This is a genomic window from Erysipelatoclostridium sp. MSK.23.31 (genome assembly GCF_019125875.1).
Classification (GTDB): Bacteria; Bacillota_I; Bacilli_A; order Erysipelotrichales; family Coprobacillaceae; genus Thomasclavelia; species Thomasclavelia ramosa.
Genome location: NZ_JAHOCB010000003.1, coordinates 82,474 through 108,520 on the forward strand (window position 1 = coordinate 82,474; position 26,047 = coordinate 108,520).

25 protein-coding genes are annotated in these 26,047 nt (G+C 30.4%); 24 read left to right on the forward strand and 1 reads right to left on the reverse strand.

The window, feature by feature from the left end:
* Positions 1–106: 106 nt before the first annotated feature.
* The 6 genes from KSU54_RS18770 to KSU54_RS02850 all read left to right on the forward strand — a co-directional run bounded on the left by KSU54_RS18770 (position 107) and on the right by KSU54_RS02850 (position 4,576).
* On the forward strand, positions 107–172 hold the full coding sequence (locus tag KSU54_RS18770; protein WP_230328614.1) for a hypothetical protein: 66 nt from the start codon (positions 107–109) through the stop codon (positions 170–172).
* A 526-nt stretch (positions 173–698) separates the two neighbouring features.
* A complete protein-coding gene (locus tag KSU54_RS02830; RefSeq protein ID WP_003538694.1) occupies positions 699–1,232 on the forward strand; it encodes a GNAT family N-acetyltransferase in 534 nt (177 codons plus the stop codon).
* 141 nt (positions 1,233–1,373) lie between these two features.
* Complete coding sequence (locus KSU54_RS02835) at positions 1,374–1,985, forward strand: TetR/AcrR family transcriptional regulator (protein ID WP_003538693.1); 612 nt, start codon at positions 1,374–1,376, stop codon at positions 1,983–1,985.
* Positions 1,982–2,875, forward strand: coding sequence for an ABC transporter ATP-binding protein (locus tag KSU54_RS02840; RefSeq protein WP_009008740.1), 894 nt, complete (start codon positions 1,982–1,984; stop codon positions 2,873–2,875). Before KSU54_RS02835 ends, KSU54_RS02840 begins: the two co-directional genes overlap by 4 nt.
* Positions 2,865–3,665: an ABC transporter permease subunit gene (locus tag KSU54_RS02845; protein WP_009008741.1), complete on the forward strand. Its 801-nt coding sequence runs from the start codon at positions 2,865–2,867 to the stop codon at positions 3,663–3,665. Before KSU54_RS02840 ends, KSU54_RS02845 begins: the two co-directional genes overlap by 11 nt.
* 101 nt (positions 3,666–3,766) lie before the next feature.
* A complete protein-coding gene (locus KSU54_RS02850; RefSeq protein WP_003538688.1) occupies positions 3,767–4,576 on the forward strand; it encodes a MurR/RpiR family transcriptional regulator in 810 nt (269 codons plus the stop codon).
* A 53-nt stretch (positions 4,577–4,629) separates the two neighbouring features.
* On the opposite strand, the gene KSU54_RS02855 is transcribed toward KSU54_RS02850, so the two are convergent.
* Positions 4,630–6,081: an alpha/beta hydrolase gene (locus tag KSU54_RS02855; protein ID WP_117791977.1), complete on the reverse strand. Its 1,452-nt coding sequence runs from the start codon at positions 6,079–6,081 to the stop codon at positions 4,630–4,632.
* A gap of 211 nt (positions 6,082–6,292) precedes the next feature.
* Between KSU54_RS02855 and KSU54_RS02860 the strand changes: the two genes are divergently transcribed.
* From KSU54_RS02860 to KSU54_RS02945, 18 genes are all read left to right on the forward strand, one after another.
* Positions 6,293–8,131: a putative bifunctional diguanylate cyclase/phosphodiesterase gene (locus KSU54_RS02860; RefSeq protein WP_217746581.1), complete on the forward strand. Its 1,839-nt coding sequence runs from the start codon at positions 6,293–6,295 to the stop codon at positions 8,129–8,131.
* A gap of 190 nt (positions 8,132–8,321) precedes the next feature.
* Entirely contained in the window at positions 8,322–9,656 is a 1,335-nt protein-coding gene (locus tag KSU54_RS02865; protein WP_003538681.1) for an FtsX-like permease family protein, read from the forward strand.
* Positions 9,628–11,010, forward strand: coding sequence for an ABC transporter ATP-binding protein (locus tag KSU54_RS02870; RefSeq protein ID WP_117791987.1), 1,383 nt, complete (start codon positions 9,628–9,630; stop codon positions 11,008–11,010). The genes KSU54_RS02865 and KSU54_RS02870 overlap by 29 nt, the downstream gene beginning before the upstream one ends.
* A gap of 175 nt (positions 11,011–11,185) precedes the next feature.
* Positions 11,186–11,566, forward strand: coding sequence for a hypothetical protein (locus KSU54_RS02875; RefSeq protein ID WP_117791978.1), 381 nt, complete (start codon positions 11,186–11,188; stop codon positions 11,564–11,566).
* Between the two features lie 131 nt (positions 11,567–11,697).
* Positions 11,698–13,116, forward strand: a complete 1,419-nt coding sequence (locus KSU54_RS02880) for an amidophosphoribosyltransferase (protein ID WP_003538675.1) — start codon at positions 11,698–11,700, stop codon at positions 13,114–13,116.
* A 25-nt stretch (positions 13,117–13,141) separates the two neighbouring features.
* On the forward strand, positions 13,142–13,927 hold the full coding sequence (locus KSU54_RS02885; protein ID WP_008792148.1) for an AraC family transcriptional regulator: 786 nt from the start codon (positions 13,142–13,144) through the stop codon (positions 13,925–13,927).
* 77 nt (positions 13,928–14,004) lie between these two features.
* Positions 14,005–15,648: a glycoside hydrolase family 13 protein gene (locus KSU54_RS02890; RefSeq protein WP_009008745.1), complete on the forward strand. Its 1,644-nt coding sequence runs from the start codon at positions 14,005–14,007 to the stop codon at positions 15,646–15,648.
* A gap of 67 nt (positions 15,649–15,715) precedes the next feature.
* Entirely contained in the window at positions 15,716–16,084 is a 369-nt protein-coding gene (gene crcB / locus KSU54_RS02895; protein ID WP_003538669.1) for a fluoride efflux transporter CrcB, read from the forward strand.
* A 27-nt stretch (positions 16,085–16,111) separates the two neighbouring features.
* The gene (locus KSU54_RS02900) at positions 16,112–16,966 is read left to right on the forward strand and encodes a MurR/RpiR family transcriptional regulator (protein ID WP_003538667.1); all 855 of its coding nucleotides are present in this window, start codon (positions 16,112–16,114) and stop codon (positions 16,964–16,966) included.
* Positions 16,967–17,115: 149 nt separating this feature from the next.
* Positions 17,116–17,898: a MurR/RpiR family transcriptional regulator gene (locus KSU54_RS02905; protein ID WP_003538664.1), complete on the forward strand. Its 783-nt coding sequence runs from the start codon at positions 17,116–17,118 to the stop codon at positions 17,896–17,898.
* A 331-nt stretch (positions 17,899–18,229) separates the two neighbouring features.
* Positions 18,230–19,303: a tryptophan--tRNA ligase gene (trpS, locus tag KSU54_RS02910; RefSeq protein ID WP_003538662.1), complete on the forward strand. Its 1,074-nt coding sequence runs from the start codon at positions 18,230–18,232 to the stop codon at positions 19,301–19,303.
* A gap of 73 nt (positions 19,304–19,376) precedes the next feature.
* On the forward strand, positions 19,377–20,462 hold the full coding sequence (gene eutH / locus KSU54_RS02915; RefSeq protein ID WP_054322719.1) for an ethanolamine utilization protein EutH: 1,086 nt from the start codon (positions 19,377–19,379) through the stop codon (positions 20,460–20,462).
* 1 nt (position 20,463) lies between these two features.
* Positions 20,464–20,982 (forward strand): HD domain-containing protein, encoded by a 519-nt coding sequence (locus KSU54_RS02920; protein ID WP_226816556.1) that lies wholly within the window; start codon positions 20,464–20,466, stop codon positions 20,980–20,982.
* A gap of 108 nt (positions 20,983–21,090) precedes the next feature.
* Positions 21,091–21,780 (forward strand): HD-GYP domain-containing protein, encoded by a 690-nt coding sequence (locus KSU54_RS02925; RefSeq protein ID WP_009299561.1) that lies wholly within the window; start codon positions 21,091–21,093, stop codon positions 21,778–21,780.
* Positions 21,781–21,880: 100 nt separating this feature from the next.
* On the forward strand, positions 21,881–22,516 hold the full coding sequence (locus KSU54_RS02930; RefSeq protein ID WP_008792142.1) for a YczE/YyaS/YitT family protein: 636 nt from the start codon (positions 21,881–21,883) through the stop codon (positions 22,514–22,516).
* A gap of 98 nt (positions 22,517–22,614) precedes the next feature.
* On the forward strand, positions 22,615–24,156 hold the full coding sequence (locus KSU54_RS02935; protein ID WP_003538652.1) for a plasmid pRiA4b ORF-3 family protein: 1,542 nt from the start codon (positions 22,615–22,617) through the stop codon (positions 24,154–24,156).
* Positions 24,157–24,259: 103 nt separating this feature from the next.
* Positions 24,260–25,456: an FprA family A-type flavoprotein gene (locus KSU54_RS02940; RefSeq protein ID WP_029481683.1), complete on the forward strand. Its 1,197-nt coding sequence runs from the start codon at positions 24,260–24,262 to the stop codon at positions 25,454–25,456.
* A gap of 88 nt (positions 25,457–25,544) precedes the next feature.
* Entirely contained in the window at positions 25,545–26,003 is a 459-nt protein-coding gene (locus tag KSU54_RS02945; RefSeq protein ID WP_009008750.1) for a hypothetical protein, read from the forward strand.
* Positions 26,004–26,047: the final 44 nt, after the last annotated feature.

Genomic DNA, 26,047 nt, shown 5'->3' on the forward strand with positions numbered 1-26,047 from the left:
AATTATAGGTGGCAAATAGAAGATGAATATTTTATTTTAGCTTTGGAAAACTGAATTAATGCGATATAGTGAATTAAAACGTCCATTGGGGACTATATCACACAAAATGTTAAGTACACAATTAAAAGAACTCGAGGCTGATTATTTCATTATAAGAAAAGAATATCCTTAAATTTCTCCAAAAGTAGAATACTATCTTTCAAAGCGGGGGAGTCTTTAATGCCTGTTTTGCAGGAAATATGATATTGGGGTGATATGTATATAAATGATTTAATAAATAAGTATTTTAAATAGCTAAAAACTGGACTCTTTGTTAGAATACTTTTGAGGTAAATCTATATGATAGCTAGCAGTTCTATTAAGAAAGGAAAGTGATATGAGCTTTGTAGGCATGAAGGGCTGATTGCTTTTTTTCATTTAACTGGTACAGTTTTTATTCTAGTATCACATTTCTTGAAAACCAACATAGAAAGTATCGAAAAGAGAAATAATTATTTATAATAGTTAAAAATAAAGATATTTACATTACATTTATGAATATCCAAAAACAGTTGAAATAAAAAAGAGGTATAACCCCTCTAGAATAAATTTATTCTATTTAGTTACAGCCTATTTTTATATTATTAATAATATAAAAATAAGAATTAAGCAGCTTAAAGTAAAATAGATGGTATTATATAAGTAAAAGGGGTGAAAATATGGAAATAATTAAGTTAACATCTAATTTAACCTATTATCGTCAGCAGGCAGCTACATTATTGATTGAAGCATTTCCATATGCATATAAAGATTGTGCCGAGCTAGAAATAACAAAATGTTTATCGACAAATAGAATAATGCTGGGGGCAGTTGAAAATGATATATTGATGGGGTTGGTTGGGGCTATTCCCCAGTATGGAATCACTGCTTGGGAATTGCATCCTTTGGCGGTTTCTAAAAAGTGGCAAGGTCAAGGTATTGGTACAAAGCTTTGTACAGCATTAGAAAATGAGCTTAAGAATTGTGGCTGCTGTACCATTTATTTAGGCAGTGATGATGAATTTGATAAAACAACATTGGCTAATACTAATTTATTTGATGATCTATATTCAAAGATAAAAAATATTAGGAATCTTGAACGACATCCCTATGAGTTTTATCAAAAGATAGGATATCAAATAGTTGGGGTGATTCCTGATGCCAATGGTTTAGGAAAACCAGATATTTGGTTAGCTAAGAGTTTAGTAAGATAGGATGATGAAAAGATCAAAATATTTCATTTTGGTCTTTATTTTTTGGACTATTAAGATTGCATAAAGATTGATACGAGGGGTTGTTGAAACGAGTCAATTTGCTATAATTTAATTAATCAAGTCAGTCAAAGGGGTGATAAAATGAACCAAAAATTCTTTGAATTAAACGAAGAAAAAAGACTGGCCATTATTAATGCAGGGTTAGAAGTATTTAGTAAAAATGATTATAAACATGCATTAACCGATGATATTGCAGCCAAAGCGGGAATATCAAAGGGACTATTGTTTTATTATTTTCACAATAAACTAGAGTTGTATCAGTACTTAGCACAATATAGCGCTAGACTAGTGATGAAGTTATTTGAAAAAATGAATATTATAGATGGTAAAGATTTTTTTGATGCAATTAAATTAGCAGTGTTAGGCAAAATGGAAATGATGTCTAAATATCCATATATTTATGGCTTTTCACTGCGCTATTACCAAAATCGTAAGGAAATAGTAGGAAATAGTTATGAACAATTATATGCAGAGGTAATAGCATCATATAATTTAATTAAACGTGCTGATATTAGTAAGTTTAAAGCAGGAGTTGATCCTGAAGAAGTTTGGAACATAATTTATTGGATGTCGCAAGGGTATATGGATAGATATCAGGATTTAGAAAATGTTAATATGAAAGAGATTCAAGATGAGTATTTTAGATATTTGGATATTATAAAAGAGAATTTCTATCGGGAGGAATTTATATGAGTGTTGTTGAGATTAATGGTTTAACAAAAGATTATGGTAATGATAAAGGAATATTTGATGTCTCTTTTAAAATCGAAAAAGGTGAAGTTTTTGGCTTTTTAGGACCTAATGGTGCTGGAAAAACTACAACAATTAGACATTTGTTAGGGTTTATTATTCCTGAAGAAGGAACCTGTTTAATTGAAGGGATGGATTGTAGTAAGAAAATTGCAGAGATTCAAAAGAAGATTGGTTATATTCCAGGAGAAATTAATTTAATGGAGGAGGTTACTGGAATTCAGTTTATTAAATTTATGGCTGAGTATCGGGGAATGAAGGATTTGGGGCGTGCTGAAGAAATAATTGAACGCTTTGATCTTGATCCTCATGTAAAAATCAAAAAGATGTCAAAAGGGATGAAACAAAAGATAGGTTTGGTAGTAGCTTTTATGCATGATCCAGCTGTTTTTATTTTAGATGAACCAACTAGTGGACTTGATCCTTTAATGCAAAGTGAGTTTATTAATTTAATTATTGAAGAAAAGAAGCGTGGTAAGACTATTTTGATGTCCTCACATATGTTTGAAGAAGTAGAGAAAACATGTGATCGGGTAGGAATTATTCGTCAAGGACGAATGGTGAGTATTGAGGATATTGACACATTAAAGAAATCGAAACAAAAGATATATATAATAACATTTAAAAATCATCAAGATGCTTACAAATTTCAAAAAGAATCTTTTACAATTAGAAATGCTGATGATAATGTTGTTGAGGTTGTAATAAAGCATGAAATTAATGAATTGATCAGTTGTTTAAATAACTACGAATTAATGAATTTTGATATTGCACACCAAAGTTTAGAAGAAATTTTTATGCAATTTTATGGAGGAAATCAACATGTTCAATAAAGCGCTATTTAAATTAGAATGGAAATCTAATTATAAGATACTAGTTATTTTTTGTTTGATTTTGACAATGTATACAACGATCATGTTAGCAATGTATGATCCTAAGCTAGGAACAGCGCTAGAAACATTTGCTAAAAGTATGCCTGAAATAATGGCAATGGTAGGAATGAGTGGTACCCCGACAACACTGATTGATTTTCTCTCTACTTATTTATATGGTTTAATCATGATTGTTTTTCCTTTGATTTTTGGAATTTTACTAGCATTACGTTTAGTTGTTCGAAAAGTTGATAATGGTGTGATGAGTTATTTATTATGTAGTGGCGTTGAACGTAGATCTGTGTGGTTTACACAAATGCTGGTTATCATAACAAACTTATTTGTTTTAATTGCTTTTTGTACAGGTTTAGGGCTTGGATGTAGTGCTTTGATGTTTCCTGGTGATTTGGATATTGGAGCTTATTTGGTTTTAAATTTAGGAGTTTTCATTTTACAGTTAACATTAACAGGAATTTGTTATATGTGTTCTTGTATTTTTAATGAGTACCGCTTAGCATCGTTATTTGGAGCGGGAATCCCGATAGTTTTTATTATGATTCAAATGCTTTCGAATATGCAAGGAAGTATGGAAGGACTTAAATTTGCAACATTATTAACTTTATTTGATCCTCAAAAATTGATTAACGGTAATAATGAAGGTTATTTAATGTTAGGAGGATTACTTGTAGTAATGATTGTTTGTTATGGGGTAGGTGGAATAATTTTTGACCGTAAAAGTATGTCTTTATAAAAATAACCGGTCCCGGTTATTTTTATGTGTCTAGACATTTAAAGAGAATTCCTTTTAATTAAGATATTTAATTGATATAATATAAAAAATGGAGGGAATTTATGAAGAGACACGAGCAGTTGGGATTTAATTTTTTTAGATATTGTAATGAAAATCTTTCTAATACTAATGAATACAATATTGCTAGAATTATCATTGAACATATTGGTGATATTAAAACCGTTTCATTAGAGCAGATTGCTCAAGAAGCAAATATTTCTATTGCTTCGGTTAGTCGCTTTGTTCAAAAGATAGGATACAGTTCTTTCCAGGATTTTAAAGATGGTTTAGACTATTTTATTCGTAATTTAAATATGGTAAGAACGGTATCTAATATGCAGCAGTTTATGCGTACATCATTGGATAATTTAGCTGATTCTTTATATGTTGAAGCTATCAGCAATCTTCGTCAGACAAAACTTAATTTGGACATGGAAAAACTTGTTGCTATAACCAAATTATTGCTTAATAGCCGTAGTGTTACATTTATTGGTGATACTCATGAAATGATTGACTTTTATACTGTGCAGTTAGATTTGGTGGCGAATGAAGTTCCTGCATATTTATTTGATTTACAGGAATTTCAAGATATTCATAGTGATTTTTTTAAAGATGGAGATACTTTGGTTTTGTTAAATGTGTCCAATGATTTTTATAGTGAAATTCAAAAACGAGTAGTAGAGAAAGCTAGTCAGAAGAATTTAAAACTTGTTGTTTTTGCTCAAGATGATTTAGCTGAGCAGAAAATATTTGATTATATTTATCAATATGGCATTCCTAAATCAATTAATGATGGCTATTATTCGTTATTTTATTTAAGTCAAATTATTTCTGAATTAATTTATAAAGTACGAGTAATAAAAAAATCGTAAGTTTGATATCTTCTTTGTTAAGAGATATCATGAACTTACGATTTTTATTGTATTTAGTAATGTTTTTTTATAACTACACCAGTTGTCACTGAGATGATGATAAATAATCCAGCAACAGCAAGATTTAAATCGTCACTTGTTTTAGGTGCAGTAGTAGTATTTGTTGATGAAGCAGGTGTTTCTGGTTTAATAACAGGAGTTTCACTAGGCGTTTCTATCTTAACATCTTTAGTCCACAAGTGATCTTTTACAAAGTTAGTGAACGATTCACGCCAAACGTACCAGTCATGAGCACCATTTAAAATTTCTAATTTGTAATTGGTTAGATTTAATGTATTTAGCTTATCTACGAATCCAGTTGTAGTACGATCGCTCGCAGTATTATAACTATCATTCATTAAGGCCATATCGATGCAGCCAGCAGTAATATATAAGTTTGGTTGATCAAGATGTGCAACTTTACTTACATCAACTGGAACATTAGCTCCTGAAAAGCAGCCAAAATATCCAAATTGATCAGGATGGGTCTGGTATAAAGTCGTAGTTGTCATAGATCCCATTGATAATCCACAAAATGCCCGATCGTTTACTTCTTTTGATACATTGTAATGTGTTTCGATATAAGGCAAAATATTATTAAATAGGTTATTAATAATACGATCATAGTCCCAATTGAAGTATGTATTATCCATTGTAACAACAATTGCTTCTTTAGTTAAACTATCAGCAATTAAATTATCCATGATATTTGGAACTGCACCAATAGTCATCCATTCTACCTCATTACCCCCGCCACCGTGAGAAACATAGATTGTTTTATATGTTTTATTAGCATCATAACCATTCGGTAGATAGATTCCTAAAGGTTGAGTAGTTCCATCTTCAGCTAAATAATTGACAAATGAGTAAGTACCTGTTTTACCATCGGTACGAGGGCTGATATATTCTTGTCCTTTAGTCTCACCATTACCTACATAAAATAGGCTCCATTTAGCATCTGAACCATCATTAGCAAGTGCGGGATTAGCAGGATCTTTGACATTAGTTTCACTACTGCCATCTGAATATTCAATATTGAAAGCATAAAAGTATTCATTTGCAGGTAAAGGGATCGTTACCTCAAAGATTTCATCTTCAATTTCAGTCATTGAATAATTTGCGGCATCACCATTAAGATTGTACCCTCCAGCGAACATTCCATCTTGATATTGATAAGCATTATAACATGGGATATTAGCCCCGTCACCAGTATTTGCAAATGACTGTACTTCTTCGGGTTTATAAAATTGGAAACCACCGCTTACGCTAACATTTGTTGCATCACGCGCATCTTTATCTTTGTAAATGAAGGTTGCTGTATAGTCTGCTTCCCATTCTGGATTAGTATTTTTCTCTACCGTCACACCGGGTGTGTATGTTTGTTGTGCTGATAAAGGGGTGGCAACTATTCCTAGCATCATTGTAAGTGCTAATGATGATGTTGCGATTAAGTTTCTTGTTTTCATGATATTCTCCATTCAATCATATTTTGCAACTAGTTGTTTTAAACATATATGTTAATTGTATTATAAAAGTAAAAATTTGATATTTAAATCTTTTCTTGTGTAAATCACTTGATAAAAATGTAAGCGTTTTACAAAAAATGTAAAAATGAGGGCATTTGCTTGTTTTATCCTAATGATTAGCATATCATTAAGGTGATAGGGTGTGATAGAGATGAGACTAAAGAGATTGGGGTTACCCGCTTTTTTATTAACATTAATACTATTATGCTCAATATCAGTTCACACTTTATATAAAATTCGTGATTATGGGACATTGATTAATTATGTTGGGATTGTTCGTGGTGCGAGCCAGCGTTTGGTCAAATTAGAATTAACTGATCAGCCAAATGACGAATTAAAAGATTATATTGATGAGATTCTTACAGAGTTAGATATGGGAGTTGGTAAATATAGTCTAATTAATCTTGATGATGAAGATTACCGGACAGATTTAAATAAATTAAAAAATATTTGGGAAGCAATCCAAATGGATATAGTTCTAGTACGCGAAGGAAATGGTCATGAGAAACTGCTTAGTGATAGTGAAGATTTATTTGAGATAGCAAACGATACTGTCTTTGCAGTTGACTATTATACTACGACACAAAGTAATTATCTATTAATGATGTTGATGATTTTATCAGGAATTTCATTAGTGACATGGTCTATAATAATTATTTTTTATTTACGAAGCATGATAACATTGCAACGCAAAAATAATACTTTGAGTATCGTAGCTTACCGTGATAACTTGACCGGGGCAAATAATCGACTTAAATTTGTTTTAGAGGCAAGAAATATTATTAAGAAAACAAAAGGTCAATTTGCTTTTTTGTATATTGATATAGAGCATTTTAAGTATATTAATGATGTCTTTGGATATCAATTTGGTGATAAAATATTAAAAAAGTATGCAGCTGTATTAGCAAATAGTATTGATAAAAATGAAACTTTTGCTCGAAATAATGCTGATAGTTTTATTATATTGCGTCATTATGAGAGTAAAGAAATGTTAAAACAAAAACAAATAGAAATTGATCAAATTTTGATTGATTATGTAAAGAAAGCAAAGAATGGTTATCAAATCAGGCTTTGTTGTGGTATTTGCTGTTATGAAGATGTTATTGAAAAACTTACTATCGATGAGTACATTGATCGTGCTATTTTTGCTCAAGATACTATAAAAAGAACTTCTGAAGAACACTATGCTTTTTATACTGAAGCAATTAGAAATAAATTGCATATGGAGAAAATGATTGAAAATAGGATGCAAACAGCTTTAGACAATCAAGAATTTCTTGTATATTTGCAACCTAAAGTCAATATTAAAACTGGTAAAATCGCATGTGCAGAAGCATTAGTTCGCTGGAAGAGTGAAGATAGATTGATTTATCCCGATCTGTTCATCCCTATTTTTGAAAAAAATATGCATATTAAGGAGATAGATAAATATGTATATCGTGAAGTTTGTAGCTGGATTAGAAAACGAATTGATGAAGAGTTACCATGTTATCCTGTTTCGGTTAATGTATCTAAAGTGCAGTTTTACAATTCTAAATTTGTGAATGAGTATTACCAAATAAAACAAGAATTTGGTATTCCCGATCGAATGATTGAGATAGAATTCACTGAAAGTGTTGCTTTTGAAAGAACAGATTTACTAATTAAAATTATTAATGATTTAAGAAATTATGGTTTTATTTGTTCTATGGATGATTTTGGAAAAGCGTATTCTTCATTAAATTTATTGAAAGATCTACCAATAGATGTTTTAAAGTTGGATAGTGCTTTTTTTGAAGATTCAGATAATCCGGATAAAGTTAAATTAATTATTAAAGATATTATTAAGATGGTCAATAATTTAGGAATTAAAACGGTTGCTGAAGGTGTAGAACAAGTTTCGCAGGTAGAATTTTTGCGTGAAGTAGGATGTGATTTGGTTCAGGGATATGTGTACTATAAACCAATGCCTATAAATGAATATGAAAAATTGATTGATAAAAATAGTTAGCCCATATGAATGATATGTATCATTTGTAGGGGCTGTTTTATTAAAAGATGAATTTAATTACTTTTTTTACATATGATTAATATAAATAATAGTTATTCACTTAAAAATAATTATAATAATATTTGTAATTTAAAAAATGTAAGCGTATACTTAAAGTAGATAAAGAATTTAGTGAAGGGAGGATTTGGAAATGATTACATTTATTAAAAAAATTATTTCCGGGCAGAAAAAACTGTATTTAGGGATATTAGCAGTTTTATCACTGTTATCATCATTCGAATTCATTTCGGTTGTGATGTATTCAACTAGTAATATTGAAGTGGATTTTGCAAATGGCTATATTCTGCAGTTAGTCACGGGAATTGTAATCATGATTGCATTTGCATTGACCTTGTTTGTGAATAATTACATTATTAATAATAAAAACGAGGAGTTTTCATTATTACTGCTTTGTGGTCGAAATATGAAGCAGATAATTCGCTATATTTTAATTCAATTTGGATTGCTATTTCTAATTTCCTATGCGCTTGGATTTTTAATTGGCTGGGGTTGGGTTTATATGTATAGTGCTATTTATGATGCTGTGATTACAGTTGACCTAACGAATATTTTAATTATTTATGGCGCTTTATTCTTAACAAAAATGATCTATGTGGTCGTTATTGATATGGGAAAATTTATGAGGATCAAAACTGATATTGCTGGCTATATGAATCATGTGCCACGAAAAACAACTAATTTTAATCCATTTAAATTAATGTCAAGTGGTTTAGCTTTAAAGGGGGAAAAGCCAAAAACTATTGATATGCTTCCAAAAGGAAAAATATTATCAACAATACTAGGAATATTACTAATATATATAGGTTTTACGCCAATGTTAAGATCAATTGAAAATAATAATTTACCTACTTATTTTGCTTTTTCATTATTAGGTGAGGTCCTCATCATTGATAATACATTTCCTTTATTATTTGACTTATTGCATAATAAAGTCTTACTAAAATCAAAGAACTGGATCATATCACTTAGTAATCTAAAAGATCTTACTGACGTAATGACAGCAATGATCAATATTTCAGCTGTTGTTGTACCAATAATTATTAGTTTCTTATTCTTGCAGTCAGTTTCGATTGACGTGCAAAATGCAATGATGATGAGTTTTTTTGCATTAATGGCGTCAATGTTCCTTTGTTTTATTATTCGCTTTATGATCTATTTGCCAACCCGAGCTTCAGTAATTGCAACAATGCGGGCTTTAGGTTACAACAAAAAAAGTATTTTTAAGATTCATTACCAAGAGATGATGCTGTTTATTATTTTAATTGTGATATTCCCAATTGTTATGTATGGATCCTTATTATATCAAAGTTATTTAGTTAATATGATTACTTACAATACTTTTATCACAATGATTGCAATTTATATTATTTTATATACATTTATGTCAATATATATGATCGTCAGTTATCGTAAATTAATCAAGGAGGTGTACGATGATGTCAGATATCTTAATCACGGCGAATAATATTAGTAAAATATATGATCAGGATATTTTATTAAAACGTGGCGCTAATTTTTATGCATTGCGAAATGTCGATTTCATCTTAGAGGAAGGGGATTTTATTAGTGTTATGGGGCCAAGTGGTTCCGGAAAATCAACATTATTAAATTGTTTATCAACATTAGATGAAGTAAGTAGTGGAGCAGTTAAAATATTTAATCGTTTTGTCGGTGAGATGAATGATGCTGAACTAAGTGACTATCGTAATCGATATTTGGGATTCATTTTTCAAAATCACAATTTAGTTCCATCATTATCTGTTTTTGACAATATTGCTACACCTTTGATTTTAAATGAAGTTTCTCCACAAGAAATTAAGGAACGCGTTAATGAGATTGGTGAACGCTTAAATATTAGCCATACTCTATATAAAAAGCCAAATGAATGTTCTGGTGGAGAACGGCAGCGTGTTGCTATTGCTAGAGCAATAGTAACGAAGCCAAAAATTGTTGTTTGTGATGAACCAACAGGGAATCTGGATTCTAAAAATTCACATGAAGTACTAGAAATCTTAAGAGAACTGAATCAACAAGGAACCTCAATTATCTTAGTAACTCATGATAATATGATTGCCAGTTATGCAAAGAAATTTCTTTATTTACGTGATGGACAAATTATTAATCGGATTGATTGTCAAAATGGCAGTCAAGTTGATTTTTTTAATGAGATTGTTAAGATAACAACACAGGATAGTTTATTAAAATTGTTTAATCCTCAAAATAATCTTAAAAAGGAATCTAAAAAAGAATTTCAAGAGAGGGAAATAAAAAATTCTGTTGGCGAAAAAACAGAAGATAGGAAGAATGAAAATACTACCAGTCAAGTAAAAGTTGAGACGTTTGAGCCCAAAAAATCTACTACTGCACGATTGATTGTTTATGCAATTTTTGATGGATTGGAATATGATGAAGCGTCTGCATTACGTAATCGTGTTTTAAATTTCGATAAGGATGCTGTCAGGTTCAATAATACTAATTATGAGGAGATTGAAATTCCTTACGATGAAATTAAGAGTACAAAAATCTCAATGTGTTCAAGATCAATAATTTCATGGCCGATGCCAGAATTTAGATTTTATCTTGATCTAGATATAATTACTAAAGATAATAATATATGTCGCTTTGAAGTGTTAAATCAAAGAAATGCATTAAGTTTATTTGATACATTGGAGAAGCATCAAATTGTAATGGAGGATCCTTATGGAATTGTAACATTGTATCGTAGTAAGCCGGATGATTTAGTACGTCATCGCTACCTTTTATATAATTTCAAAAAAATTGCTAAAGAATATAATCTTGATAACCCAAGAAATTTATAAAGGCAGTCAGCAGCTAATAAAATAAGATTAAAAAAATATTGAATTGATAGGATAGAAATATATTGGATACTAGGTATACTCTTATACCTAGTTTTTTTATGATTATTATCTAACTAATGGGGTATAATAAGATATAATTTTCATATAATTTAGTATTAGTGAAGGAGGAATTTAGTTGCCAGAACATAAGCTAATTTCTTTGTGCTTAGAAACCTCAGATAGAATAGTCGTGAATGTAACGTTGTTGAAAGAAGCGTCTCATTATAAAATGAGGACAGAGTATTTAAAAGAAGATGATAAAATCAAAGAAACTAATGATGAAGTAGCAAGAAATCTTGTTTATCAGCTTTTTGGTAATCTAGAAATAGCTGATTTTGAATGGTTAAATGATCTAGAAGCTAATTCTATTGGTAGTTTAAAAGTCTATTATGGTAGTCATGATTATTTGGAAAGACATTTTGACCAAGAAACTTTAAAGAAGTCAAATGAGTTAAAAGAAGTAATTATTTCTTTATTAGAATTTGTAGATAATAGTATTGATAAGCAAATGTTTTGATATTTTACCTGTTATTATAACAGGTTTTTCTTTATTTCCTGGGCAATATTTTAGCGAAAATAAGATTAAATATAGGAAATTTGTTACAAATAAGATACAATGGGTGTATAAAGTTTGGAGGATAGATATAAATGAGTGGATTTTTTGGTGTTGCATCAAAAGAAAGTTGCGTTTTAGATTTGTTTTTTGGGATTGATTATCATTCCCATTTAGGAACAAGACGAGGAGGAATGGCAGTTCATGGAAATAATGGTTTTCAAAGATCGATTCATAACATTCAAAACTCGCCGTTTCGAACTAAATTTGAAAAAGATATAGAAGAATTTGAAGGAAACTTAGGAATTGGTTGTATTTCTGATAATGAGGCACAACCGTTGTTGGTTAGATCCCATGTAGGATCTTTTGCCATTACAACAGTAGGTAGAATTAATAACTTGGAAGAGTTAAAAGATGATTGTTTTGCTAAAGGGGCAACTCATTTCTTGGAAATGAGTTCGGGTGAAGTCAATCCTACAGAATTAGTAGCGGCATTGATTAGTCAAAAGGATAGTATCGTAGAAGGAATTAAATATGTTCAAGACGTTGTTAAAGGCTCAATGAGTATTATGATATTAACATCTGAAGGAATTTATGCTTCACGTGATAAATTAGGAAGAACACCAGTGATTATTGGGGAAAAACCAGAAGGATATTGTGCGACATTTGAAAGTAGTGCATTTTTAAATTTAGGATATCATCATTATCGTGATCTTGGACCAGGGGAAATTGTTTTCATGACACCAAGTAAAATTGAAGTTAAACAAGGTCCTGGAGATAAAATGAAAATTTGTTCATTCTTATGGGTTTATTATGGATATCCAACATCAACTTATGAAGGAATCAATGTTGAGTGTATGCGTAATCGTTGTGGTAATTTATTAGCAAAACGTGATGATGTACAGCCAGATAGCGTTGCTGGGGTACCGGATTCAGGAATTGCCCATGCAGTAGGTTATTCAAATGTTTCAGGTATTCCCTTTGCTCGTCCATTTATCAAATATACACCGACTTGGCCACGGTCATTTATGCCATCTAGTCAAAGTCAAAGAAATATGATTGCTAAGATGAAATTAATTCCGGTTAAAGAATTAATTAAAAATAAAAGTTTATTATTGATTGATGATTCAATTGTTCGGGGAACACAATTAGGTGAAACAACAGAATTTTTATATGAAAGTGGGGCTAAAGAAGTTCATGTTCGTCCTGCCTGTCCCCCAATCATGTTCGGGTGTAAATATTTAAATTTTTCACGCTCTAGTTCAGAATTAGATTTAGTGACTCGTCGTGTTATCCAAAAACTAGAAGGTGATAATGTTAGTGATGAGATTTTAAAAGAATACGCTGACCCAGATAGTGAAAGATATAAAAATATGTGTGAGGAAATTCGTCGCCGCTCTAAATTTACATCATTGCGTTATCATCGTTTAGATGACATGATCGAATCAATCGGTTTAGATAAATGTAAATTATGTACATATTGTTGGGATGGGAAAGAAGATGAGGATTGCTAAGCAATCCTTTTTGTGAGGCATGATAATGCAGCATTTATATGAAGTTGTTGAAACTAGCTTTAAATATCCTATTAAGATTTGGAATCATCAGTTTAATCGCAGTAAAGTAATGAAGCCGCATTGGCATGACGAAATAGAGTTAATTTATTGTAATCAAGGTTCTTTTGAACTATCAGTGAATGGGGAAAAGAAGTTTGTTAATACTAAGCAGTTAGTATTGATTAATAGTAATAGTATTCATAGATTAAGATTTTTAGAGGATCAAACGAAAATAATAACATTACTTTTATCAACTGAGTTATTTGATGAATTTAAACTGGTACAATGTGAATTTGATTTATCTTTAATAAAGGATCAAGAGCAATTAGAACAGCTAATTATTTATTTAGGTGATCATCTTGATCAAGAAACTTTAGTTATACATAATCGAATGATGCAAATATATGAGCTGCTGCTGGAAGAATGTAGTGTTTATAAGTTGGCAATCACAAAAAAGAAACTACCGATAATTAAACAAATCGTCACTTATATTGAACAGCATTATGATGATGAATTGAATTTGACGATTTTAGCTAATCATTTTCATTTTAGTGAGGTTTATTTATCAAGAATGTTTAAGGAAAAGACGGGGATTACATTATTATCTTATATTAATAAAATTCGTTTAAATCATGCTTATAATGATTTGATGAATACTAGTCTCACAATTAATGAAATTGCATTAAATCATGGGTTTAAAAATGTGAAAGCATTTAATAAAATATTTAAAGAATATTATCACGATATTCCTTCAAAATATCGAAAAGGTTAAAATTTTGCCTATTATAGTATAAAAGGGCCAAGATTTTGACCTTTTGTTATGTTTAAATATAAAAGAGGTGAAGGATAATGCAAAAAAGTTGGTGGCAGGAGGCTGCTGTTTATCAGATTTATCCGCGGAGTTTTCAAGATAGTAATAACGATGGGATTGGAGACTTGCAGGGAATTATCAGTCGTTTAGATTATATTAAAAATTTAGGGGTTGATGTTATTTGGTTATGTCCAGTATATCAATCACCAAATTATGATAATGGTTATGATATTAGTGATTATCAGGATATTATGGCTGATTTTGGAACAATGGCTGATTTTGAAGAATTATTGAAACAAGCACATCAAAAAGGTTTAAAAATTATTATGGATCTAGTTGTAAATCATACTTCATTTAAGCATCGCTGGTTTGTTGAAAGCCGTAAATCTAAAGATAATGAGTATCGTGATTATTATATTTGGCGTGAGGGGAAAAATGATCAACCGCCTAATCTTCAGCAATCGGTTTTTGAGGGATCGGCCTGGCAATATGATGAAGATACAGAAATGTATTATTTACATTTATATACAAAGGAACAACCTGATTTGAATTGGGAAAATGAAAAAGTTAGAAATGAAGTATATAAAATGATGGAGTGGTGGCTAGACAAAGGTATCGATGGTTTTAGGATGGATGTTATTAACCAAATATCTAAAGATTTTGAAAAAATGGATAAAGCCATTATTAATGATCCGCATATGTATGAAATTATTTCTAATGGACCACGAGTACATGAATTTCTTCAAGAGATGCATGATCGTGTTTTAGCTAAATATGATACGATGACAGTGGGAGAAACAGCTGATGTCAGTGTAGAAGATGCTCTATTATATGCAGGGTTTGATCGTCGTGAATTGAAGATGATTTTTCAGTTTGAACATATGTCGTTAGATAAAGGACCAAATTTAACTTATCAGCGTCCTAAATTAGCAGATTTAAAAGTAGTTTTTGAACGGTGGCAAACAGGTTTGAATGGTAAAGCATGGAATGCTTTATATTGGGATAATCATGACCGCCCACGTGCAGTTTCTAAATATGGTGATGATTCAACCCCTTTTTATCTTGAAAAATCTGCGAAAATGCTAGCATTATTCATGTTTTGGATGCAAGGAACACCATATATTTATCAAGGTGAAGAAATTGGAATGACAAATGCATATTATCAATCAATGACACAGTATCGCGATGTTGATGCATTAAATAAGTATGAAGTTTTTAAACAGAATTATGATGAAGAAACGATCATTGCTTATTTTGGTAAACGTTCCCGTGATAATGCTCGGATGCCAATACCGTGGGATAACAGTAGGTTTGGAGGTTTTAGTATTGTTCAGCCGTGGCTCGCTCCAAGTCAAAAATATACAAATATTACAGTTGAAAACGCTTTAAAAGACCCTAACTCGGTATATTATTTTTATCGTGATCTACTGCGATTAAGAAAAGAATATGAGGTATTGATCTATGGTGACTATCAGCAGCTTTTAAAAGAACATCTCCAAGTTTATGCTTATCGAAGAACATTAAACGAACAACAGGTTATAGTTATTTGTAATTATAGTAAAGATGAAGTGGAAATAGATTTAGAATTTATTCAAGGAACTTTGCTGATTAGTAATTATGAAGATGATTTAAAACAAATATTAAGAAGCTATGAAGCAAAAGCTTATTTGGCAGGGAAGTAAACTTCCCTTTTTTACTTGCTTAAATTTTTGAATAATCATAAAATAAGATTATATAGAGGAGATAATTATGTTGGAATGTTTAGCAGTTGGAATTGGTGGCTTTATTGGTGCTGTATCAAGATATTTAATGGGATTAATTATAATTAAAGATACTACTTTTCCTTTTATGACTATGATGATCAATATCATTGGGGCATTTGTAATTGGATTAGTTGTAGCGTTAGCAAGTAAGTATAATCTTGAATCACGCTGGATTTTATTTTTGAAAACTGGGGTATGTGGCGGCTTTACAACATTTTCAACTTTTTCACTAGAAAGTATGAATCTGCTTAGTGATGGTAAGTTTTTGATGGCGGGAGGATATATTTTACTGAGTGTTAGCTTATGTTTATTATTTGTTTATTTAGGAAATTTATGTGTCAAAGTGTTATTATAATGATACGAGGATAAGGGGGCTGAGAAAATGAATATATTTAGTCGATTGGATAATTTAACAGATTTAACTACCAATGAACAGACTTTAGTTGATTATATGAAAAATAATCCAGAACGCTTTATTAATATGAGTGCTGATGAAATTAGTGCTGCTTGCTTTATTTCAATACCAACGATTTATCGTCTGTGTAAAAAACTAGAGCTTAATGGTTTAGCACAGCTTAAAGTAATGGTATCAACATCAATAAGAGATTATTTGAAAGAAAAGAAAACAATTGATTATAACTATCCATTTTCACAAAATGAGACGCAGTATCAGATTACAATGAAAATGAAAGAATTATACGAGCAGACTTTGATTGCCTCGAATAATCTAATTGACTTGGATCAATTACGACTGATTGCTTCAGCTCTAAAAAATGCTCAGTTCATCGATATGTACACTTCAGCTGGTAATCTTTACTTTGTTGAAAACTTTAAGTTTCAAATGTCAGAAATCGGTCGTTTTGTTAATGTTCCGGTTGAAGAATATCAACAGCTTTTAGCAGCTGCCTCAAGTGACAAGGAACATATTGCAATTGTTGTTAGCTTTGAAGGACGGGGAATGATTGTTGACAAAATTGTTAAATTGTTGAAAAAGAACAATACTCCAATCATATTAATTTCTTCAACGACGCTAAAGTCATTAGTTAGTCTTTGTGATTATAATCTTTACTTAAGTCCATATGAAAATCATTATAATAAGATTTCTTCATTTTCAACAAGGTTATCATTACTTTATTTGTTAGATTGCATTTATACATGTTATTTTAAATTAGACTATGATAAAAATGTTAAATATAAAACAGAAACATATTTGAAAATGACAAACCATGACGAATGAATGTAACGATTATAACAGGATTGTTTTAAATTAAAAAGAAACATTGAAAAAATATTTTCAATGTTTCTTTTTTAATATCGCCTGACAACAAAGATTGTTATAGTATAAGTGTAGAAAAGTAAATATTTGCTTGAAGGGAGAATTGTGTTATGGGTGATGTATTGTTATCAAGAATTATTAAGTATTTAAATGGCACTTTATTTTATGACGGTTACTATCAATTTTGTACTTTTGTAATTGCAAATTATCATCGAATGATTGAATATACATTTGCACAAGTTTGTAAAGAAAGTGATCTTGATCCACGAACGATCCTAGGATTTTTAAATTATCTTGGTTTTGATAACTATGAGGACTTTCATCGTAAGCTGGTAGCTGATGATATTTTACGTAATGACCAAATTCGAGCAAGATTATTAAGTATGAGCTATCGTGATTTATTCAGATTGATTGAAGTAAATGATTATGATATTTTTATGGATAATATTGTTTCTATATGCCATGATATATATGATGCTGATCGAGTAATTATTGTTGGAGGACTGTTTCCAACTAGTATTGCTGTTGAATTTCAAACTGATTTAATTACATTAGGTAAAAATGTGGTTCAATATCATGCTTATGATCCAAATATTAAATTTGATGAAAATGATTTTGTAGTATTCTTTTCATCTACTGGGCGTTCATTAAGAGATTTCTTAGCGAAAAAATCTTTAGGGCACTTAAGCAAGAGTAAGACATTATTGATTACCCAAAATCAACTACTTGAGAATGAAAACTTAAGTTGTATTAAGTATTTCTTTAGTTTACCGGGTAAGTTTGATGGAATTAGTTTTAATTATCAAATTATGGCAATCTTAGATTTAATTAGAATTATTTATTATCAAGAGTATTTTGTTGAGTATACAGAAGAGGCATTGGAATCAAGATAGATTGTAGAAAAAAATAAAAATAATTGAAGATTATTAATAAACTATTGACATCATTTTATATCCGTTTTATGATTTTAAGTATAGTAAATTCGATAATCTAGGAAGAGTAAACAGCTAATCTTTATTTAAGAGACTTGGTGGCTGGTGAGAGCCAAGATAAAGATACTGATGAATGGGCCTGGTTAGAAGCAAAATGAAACTTAACTGGAGTAGTGGCGCCGTGCTTTTCGCGTTAAGAAAAACAGACATGATGGTGTCTTACAAGGTGGCATAATGGTTTTTATCCTTGAGGATAAAAGCCTTTTTTATTTAATCAAAGAAGGAGATTTATATGAAAAATATTATTTTAACAGGCGATCGTCCAACAGGAAGATTACATTTAGGACATTATGTTGGTTCCCTAAGACGACGAGTGGAATTACAAAACTCAGGAGAATTTGATGAAATTTTTATTATGATTGCTGATTCTCAGGCTTTAACAGATAATGCTGATAACCCTGAAAAAGTCCGACGAAATATTTTAGAGGTTGCTTTAGATTATTTATCAGTTGGTTTAGATCCTGAAAAAACCACAATGTTTATTCAATCTCAAGTACCAGCATTATTTGAGTTTACGGCTTATTATATGAATTTAGTTACAGTTTCAAGATTACAACGTAATCCAACGATCAAGGAGGAAATAAAACAGCGTGGATTCGAAACAAGTATTCCAGTTGGTTTTTTAAATTATCCGGTTTCTCAAGCTGCCGATATCACAGCTTTTGATGCCACTTGTGTTCCTGTTGGTGAAGATCAAATGCCGTTAATTGAGCAGACTAAAGAAATTGTTCACAGTTTTAATCGGATTTATGGTGATGTTTTGGTAGATCCAAAAATTATGTTGGCTGAAAATGAAGTTTGTCAAAGATTGCCGGGAACAGATGGCAAAGCAAAAATGTCAAAGTCAATTGGAAATTGTATTTATCTTGCGGATACTAGTGAAGATGTTCGGAAAAAGGTAATGAGTATGTATACAGATCCAAATCATTTAAAAGTTGAAGATCCGGGAACCGTTGAGGGAAATACAGTGTTTACTTATTTGGATTGTTTTTGCAAAGATGAATATTTTGAAAAATATTTACCTGATTATAAAAATCTTGATGAATTAAAAGAGCATTATCGTCGTGGTGGTTTAGGTGATGTTAAAATAAAAAAATTTTTATTTAATGTTTTAGAAGAAACATTAAATCCAATTAGAGAAAGAAGAGCTGTTTTACAAGCTGATATTGCTGCTGTTATGAAAGTGTTAGAAGATGGTTGTGTTAAAGCTAATGAAAAAGCGAATGCAACACTTAAACGTGCTAAAGATGCAATGAAGATCAATTATTTTGATGATAAGGATAATATTACTGAATATTTTAAATAAAAGCCGAATAGGCTTTTTTGTTTGAGGTTTGTTTGGTAAAATATTGGAAGAATATGGAAATTGAGGTACGATAATGAATTTTTTTATATTAATAATGCTTATTTTGTGCTTGATTGGCTTGATTGACAAGATCTTGAATAATAAGTTGGGACTAGTAGCTGCTTTTGATAAAGGGATGGATTCGATGGGTGGAATTGCCATGAGTATGATTGGGTTTTATTGTATCGCAATTACATTGATTCAAAATAATGTAGATGTGATTACTAAAATAAGTGCCGATTCATCATTAGATCCATCAATTGTTGTTGGGAGTATTCTTGCACCTGATATGGGTGGGTTTTCAATTGTTTCGGGACTTGGTAATAGTACTTTTTTGATTTTTTCAGGGGTTATTTTGACTGCAACATTAGGACAAACAATTAGTTTTCAATTACCAATTTTTTTAGCATCTTTAAAAAAGGAAGATTTAAATCCATTTATTAGTGGATTAGTTTATGGGATTTTAAGTTTACCAATAATTCTAGTGGCAGTTGCCTGGTATTTACAAATTCCTAATTTATTAATTAACTTATTACCAATAATTATACTTTGTGTTATCTTGGTAATTGCTCTATATGTTTCTTATGATAAAACCATTTTTGTTTTAACATTATTTGGTTATTTGATTAGAATTATTAGTATCTTGTTGTTTGGAATGGTTGTTTTACAGCTGTTTTTTGATACATTGCCTTTTACTACAACTGCTTTAATTAGTGATGCAATGGTAATTGTTTTACGGATGTGCATTGTTGTGTGCGGATCAATGATTTTAAGCGATTTGATTATTAAACGTTTTTCACGAATGATTTTCATGATTGGTCAAAAGTTGGGTGTCAATAGTGCTAGTGTGATGGGACTACTATTAAGCCTTGGGACAAGCATTGCAATGATTCCATTGTTTTCACAAATGGATCGTAAAGGGAAGATGATGAATGCCGCTTTTAGTGTAAGTGGAGCTTATGTTTTAGGGGGACAGCTAGGATTCATTTCTAGTGTAGTCGATGGTAATGGCGTCATAATCTATATGATTAGTAAGATAATCGCAGGTTTACTGGCAATTGTTTTTGTATTGATATTTTATCGAGAGGAAAAAGTGTCAGTGGATGCGATGGAAAAATAAGTTGAATAATATTGCAGGAGTAAATAATGAAGGTTTTATTGAAATTATAAGTAATTGTTTGAATTATGTTGATTCGCGATTGATTGATCATGGTTTACGAGTAGCTAATATGACATATCGTATGCTTGAGGCTCAAAATAGTCATGAACAAAAGTACTTGCAAGATGTTTTTATGTTAGCAATGCTACATGATATTGGAGCATATAAGACAGAAAAAATTGATCAAATGTTTATTTTTGAGACAAAAAATATATGGCAACATGCTATTTATGGTTATTTGTTCATAAAGAACTTTTCACCACTAGATAAATTGGCACCTGCTATTCTTTATCATCATCTTGATTATCAAAAAATGATTTATATTGATGACGAAATTAAAAATATCTCTCAGATTATTAATTTGTGTGATCGAATTGATGTATTTTTACAAACTTCAAATGATTATAGCATGCTTAAAGATTACTTAGATAAGGAGTCAGGAACTAGATTTGTAGAAAATTTGATTACTACTCTTTATTGACAGGTTGATCAAGTCTATCAATTTACAACTAATCCATTTTCAAAATGGCAAAAAGTAACTAGTTTAAATATTTCGCTTTCATTAGAATAGTTGGATAGTTATTTAAATATGTTAGTTTCTCTAATTGATTTTCGTAGTTATTTTACAGTTACACATACTATTACCACATGCACGATATCTTTAGAGTTAGCAAGATTATTAAGCTTAAGTTCTGAACAGACAAAAAAGATCTATTATGGTGCAATGATGCACGATCTTGGTAAAATTGGAATTCCAATTGAAATATTAGAATATCCGGGTCAACTGACTCAAGAGCAAATGATAATAATGCGTAGTCATGTTCTTAAAACGAGAGAATTATTAGAAGAAAAAATAGATCAAGAAATTTTAGAAATTGCGTGTCGGCATCATGAAAAACTGAATGGTTCAGGTTATCCGCATAGTTTATGGGAAAACCAGTTGACTCAAGAGCAGCGGATTGTAGCAATAAGTGATATTGTAAGTGCACTATGTGGAAAGCGCAGTTATAAAACTTCTTTTAGTAAAGAAAAGACTTGTGAAATTTTAAATCAAATGGCACAAGCAGGAGAAATAGACTCAATGATCGTTGCTCAAGTAATTGATAACTACGATTTAATCGAGGGAAAAGTCTGGAAAGAGGCTGCGGCAGTTTTAGAAAAGTATAATACTATTATTAGTGATCTATTGAACAGAAAACAAGAGTTGATTAAAGCAAAATGGCTATATTTAGTTTTTCGATATTCAAAAACTGGAATTGTCAATTTAAAAATTGATTGATGAAGTATTCTTCTTTTGGAAGGATATTTTTTCTTTTGTTGAAAAAGAACTGATAATATCAAGTAATATTGTAAAATAAAGAAAAATAAGGAGGGTGTTTATGGCAAAAAGGTTAGGATTATATTTTTTAGGAATATTGATTTTAGGATTTGGAATTGTTTTAAATACAAAAACTGGTTTAGGGGTTGCGGCAATTAATTCAGTTCCATTTGGAATTAGTGAAATGACCAATTTATCATTAGGGATGGCAACAACTATTTTATATATTATTTTTGTTGGAGTGCAATTATTGATTTATCAGAAATTAGATTTTAAAGTTTTATTACAAATTCCATTTTCTTATTTTATGGGATATGTTTTAGATTTTTATAATAACTTATTAAATTTTACAGTTACTTCATTACCTGTTGCATTAGTTCTATTAGCGATTGCTATTTTAGCTACTGCTTTAGGAGCATATGTTGTTGTAACGTTAGATTTAATTCCTAATCCTGCTGATGGTATGGTCAAAGCATTAAGCCAGGTGATTGACAAAGAGTTTGGTAAGACAAAATTATTATTTGATTGTGGAATGATGCTTGTCACAATTATTACTACATACTGTTTGGCGGGGAAAATTATTGGAATTGGGATAGGAACAATATTATCTGCTGGATTTATTGGCCAAATTATTGTGATTTATAATCGTTATTTCACAAAACATTTAACATTGATTGTTGAAAATAGTCGAGCGTGATAATTATTTATAAATCCCTTTTATCTTCTCAATATAAAGGCGTTACTTCAATAATATAATTTGTTATAATAGTTTATATAGAACTGAGGAGATAAAAGATGAATGGATATCAATTGAGGATAGATGTGGAGGGGTGTGCGGATCCTATATGGCGGCGTATTAAAATACCTGCAATAATTAGTTTTGAAGATCTGCATCAGTTAATCCAAACTTTATTTGGTTTTGAAGATTATCATCTATATGAATTTAGGATCAAGGAATTAGGGATCTGGATTCCTGGTGGTGAAACAGATATTGAAAATCAGATAAATGATGACGTTGAGATAGTTGATAATCTTGAACGGATTGCGGATTATTTAAAAAAAGAAATGGTAATTTACTACCATTATGACTTTGGTGATGATTGGCAACTTTTAATTACGGTTGAACAAGAGTTAGAGGGCGTTGAGCACTATCCTGTTGTAGTTGAATTTTGTGGTAATAATTTGATAGAGGATTGTGGGGGAATTGAACGTTATCAAGAAATTATATTAAGTCGAGATGATCTGGATATTAATTTTGATCTAGAAGATATTAATAGTTGTTTATCATTGTTAGGGGTTGATGAAATATTAAATAATAGCCCGTTAAAAAATGAGTTTATTGAAATTTTAGAGCAGTTAAAAGAATTAGTGAAGAAACGTGAGTTTACTGATAATCAAGTGATTAAACTAGTATCTAACCAAACTACATATTGGGTTATTTTAAAAACATTAGAAGGTTATGTGATTGAATTATTTGAAACTTATAATGATCTTTTAGAGGGTTTTTATAATCTTGCTAATGAAGGAATAAATAATGCATTTTGTAACTGCTGGACTATTTTATTATCTGAACAGGAACTTGATTTTGATGTGGCATTAGATGAGGATAACTATTTGGCTGCTTTTCGTAATGAAGCGGGATATATTCCATGCTTATTAGAAGTTGAGGAAGCAAGGGTAATTTTAGAATTATTAAAAGAATTTGCAAATGGGATTAAAGAAGATCAAAATCGTAGTGAGTCTGATGAAATTATTGAAATATATGTTGAAGATGGTAAATTTAAGGAGAGTGCTATTTTTGTTCATGAACCACAAATTGACTTAAATCGCTATGATTTTGGCTATTTAGGTGAACATGAGCTTGAAACTAAGCGTGAAAATACAGAACGTTTATGTGTTGATGTTGTCTGTTTACCAATGACTAATACAGATAAAACCAATGAGTTAAATGTTTATGCTGTAATTGCCGGAGAAAGCGATTATTTAATTAAAGAAGTTGATTTTCCTAGTTTACAAATTATTGGTGAAGCTTTAATTGATGGATTGCTTGAATATGCTAATCGTTATGGTAAACCACAACGAATCGTAGTAAATAATTTAAATGTTCTTTTCTTAGTCTTGAATTTTATTAGTCAATATGATATTGATTATTTTGAAGATGAGATAACGCTAGAAATTGAAGGGGCGATAATGGATGCTTTTGGCCTTGAAACTGCTGATGAGGCATTTAATGATCCTTTTATTCAAGAATTGTTGGAGCAGTTAGATGGTAAAAGTGAAGAAGAAATTGAAGAAAAAATAAATGAGATATTAGCTAATATGGAGCTGCTAAACTAATCTTTGAGGGATAATAGTTTAGGGTTTGGAAATAATATAAGCATCATATTAGTAAAATTAGAATATTAGGTTTATACTAAAAGTGATTTAGGAGGCTGTGATGATGAATTGTATTAGAGAAGTAAATGAGAATGTTTATTGGATTGGCGGGAATGATCGTCGCTTAAGTTTATTTGAAAATATTTTTCCAATTCCAAGGGGAATTTCATATAATGCTTATGTTGTGTTAGATGAAAAGACCATTTTATTAGATACGGTTGATTGGTCGATTGGACACTTATTTTTTGATAATCTTGAAACAGCATTGCAAGGAAGAACATTGGATTATATTGTTATTAATCATATGGAGCCTGATCATTGTGCATGTTTAAAAGAAGTGATAAATCGTTATCCTGAAGTCGTGATTGTAGGAAATGCTAAAACATTTACAATGATTGATCAATTTTTTGGGATTGAGATCAATAAGTTAGTAGTTAAAGAGAATGATACTTTAACTACAGGAAAACACACTTTTACTTTTGTGATGGCACCACTCGTACATTGGCCAGAAGTAATGGTGACATACGATAGTTATGATAAAACATTATATAGTGCTGATGCTTTTGGAACATTTGGAGCATTAGACGGAGCTTTATTTAATGATGAAGTTGATTTTGAACATGAATGGCTTGATGATGCTAGGAGATATTATGCTAATATCGTTGGAAAATATGGACCACAAGTTCAAATGTTATTAAAAAAAGCTAGTAGTTTAGAAATTGCCACAATTTGTCCGCTTCATGGACCTGTATGGCGTAATAATATTGATTACATAGTTAGCAAATATGATTGTTGGTCTAAATATGAACCAGAAGAAAAAGGTGTTGTTTTAGCTTATGGTTCGATCTATGGTAATACTGAAAATGTAATGGAAATAATTGCTTCAAAATTGAAGCAAGCCGGGGTAAAAAATGTTAGAATGTATGACGTATCTAAAGTGCATGTTTCTAATTTAATTAGTGAAGTGTTCCATTATAGTCATTTGATTTTAGCAGCGCCAACATATAATAGTGGAATTTTTCCACCAATGGAAAACTTCCTTAGTGATATGATTGCTTTATCATTAAAGAAAAGAAGTGTAGCGTTATTAGAAAATGGAACATGGGGAGCATTATGCGCAAAACACATGCGTACTAAATTAGAGACGATGAAGGATATGGAAATCATCAACGAACCAATCACAATTAAGTCAACTTTGAAAACTGAGCAAGTGGATGATATTGATAATTTAGTTACTACAATAGTTGCTTCAATTGGATAATAGAAAGCCGGTGATCATTATGATCAGGCTTTTTTATTTTCTAATAAGTTATATAATAAATATATAACTTATTAGAAGGAGAACAATTATGGATATAGATGGTCTAAGAAATATGATGTTTGTTTTTAAAACAAAATCAAAGAGGAATATAATTCAGTTATTTAATTTTCGAAGCTCAAAAGCAAATAATATTGATGAAACTCAAATTAAAGAAGTAAATGATTATTTATATATTCCGATAGATTTAAAGAATTGGCTTGATATTGATACAAACAAATGTTTGGAGAGAGTTTTAACAACGTTGTTGCATTTAACAGATCCTAAAAGTGGTAGACCTGGCGCATCAATAGCGACGATTGTGGCAGGATATGATGAAAATCATCAGTCAAATTTTATTTTTACAACTGATTATATTGATGGAAAGCATACTGTTATAGGTTATTACGAAAATGGTGATGAGGTTATTTATCGTGACAGTATTGTTTTAAGAGGAAAGAATTGTTTAGATAAGTATAATGATTTAAGTAGCAAATGGCAAATTAAATAAAAAGTAGACGTTGAAATAAATCTATATGGTTTATTTTAATGTCT

Coding starts and splice junctions, on each gene's coding strand:
- KSU54_RS02940 (WP_029481683.1), top strand. CDS start 24,260: ATGAATTGTATTAGAGAAGTAAATGAGAATGTTTATTGGATTGGCGGG.
- KSU54_RS02865 (WP_003538681.1), top strand. CDS start 8,322: ATGATTACATTTATTAAAAAAATTATTTCCGGGCAGAAAAAACTGTAT.
- KSU54_RS02855 (WP_117791977.1), bottom strand. CDS start 6,081: ATGAAAACAAGAAACTTAATCGCAACATCATCATTAGCACTTACAATG.
- eutH (WP_054322719.1), top strand. CDS start 19,377: ATGAATTTTTTTATATTAATAATGCTTATTTTGTGCTTGATTGGCTTG.
- KSU54_RS02905 (WP_003538664.1), top strand. CDS start 17,116: ATGGGTGATGTATTGTTATCAAGAATTATTAAGTATTTAAATGGCACT.
- KSU54_RS02930 (WP_008792142.1), top strand. CDS start 21,881: ATGGCAAAAAGGTTAGGATTATATTTTTTAGGAATATTGATTTTAGGA.
- crcB (WP_003538669.1), top strand. CDS start 15,716: ATGTTGGAATGTTTAGCAGTTGGAATTGGTGGCTTTATTGGTGCTGTA.
- trpS (WP_003538662.1), top strand. CDS start 18,230: ATGAAAAATATTATTTTAACAGGCGATCGTCCAACAGGAAGATTACAT.
- KSU54_RS02830 (WP_003538694.1), top strand. CDS start 699: ATGGAAATAATTAAGTTAACATCTAATTTAACCTATTATCGTCAGCAG.
- KSU54_RS02845 (WP_009008741.1), top strand. CDS start 2,865: ATGTTCAATAAAGCGCTATTTAAATTAGAATGGAAATCTAATTATAAG.
- KSU54_RS02885 (WP_008792148.1), top strand. CDS start 13,142: ATGCAGCATTTATATGAAGTTGTTGAAACTAGCTTTAAATATCCTATT.
- KSU54_RS02850 (WP_003538688.1), top strand. CDS start 3,767: ATGAAGAGACACGAGCAGTTGGGATTTAATTTTTTTAGATATTGTAAT.
- KSU54_RS02840 (WP_009008740.1), top strand. CDS start 1,982: ATGAGTGTTGTTGAGATTAATGGTTTAACAAAAGATTATGGTAATGAT.
- KSU54_RS02870 (WP_117791987.1), top strand. CDS start 9,628: ATGTCAGATATCTTAATCACGGCGAATAATATTAGTAAAATATATGAT.
- KSU54_RS02935 (WP_003538652.1), top strand. CDS start 22,615: ATGAATGGATATCAATTGAGGATAGATGTGGAGGGGTGTGCGGATCCT.
- KSU54_RS02835 (WP_003538693.1), top strand. CDS start 1,374: ATGAACCAAAAATTCTTTGAATTAAACGAAGAAAAAAGACTGGCCATT.
- KSU54_RS02900 (WP_003538667.1), top strand. CDS start 16,112: ATGAATATATTTAGTCGATTGGATAATTTAACAGATTTAACTACCAAT.
- KSU54_RS02890 (WP_009008745.1), top strand. CDS start 14,005: ATGCAAAAAAGTTGGTGGCAGGAGGCTGCTGTTTATCAGATTTATCCG.
- KSU54_RS02925 (WP_009299561.1), top strand. CDS start 21,091: ATGTTAGTTTCTCTAATTGATTTTCGTAGTTATTTTACAGTTACACAT.
- KSU54_RS02945 (WP_009008750.1), top strand. CDS start 25,545: ATGGATATAGATGGTCTAAGAAATATGATGTTTGTTTTTAAAACAAAA.
- KSU54_RS02860 (WP_217746581.1), top strand. CDS start 6,293: ATGAGACTAAAGAGATTGGGGTTACCCGCTTTTTTATTAACATTAATA.
- KSU54_RS02880 (WP_003538675.1), top strand. CDS start 11,698: ATGAGTGGATTTTTTGGTGTTGCATCAAAAGAAAGTTGCGTTTTAGAT.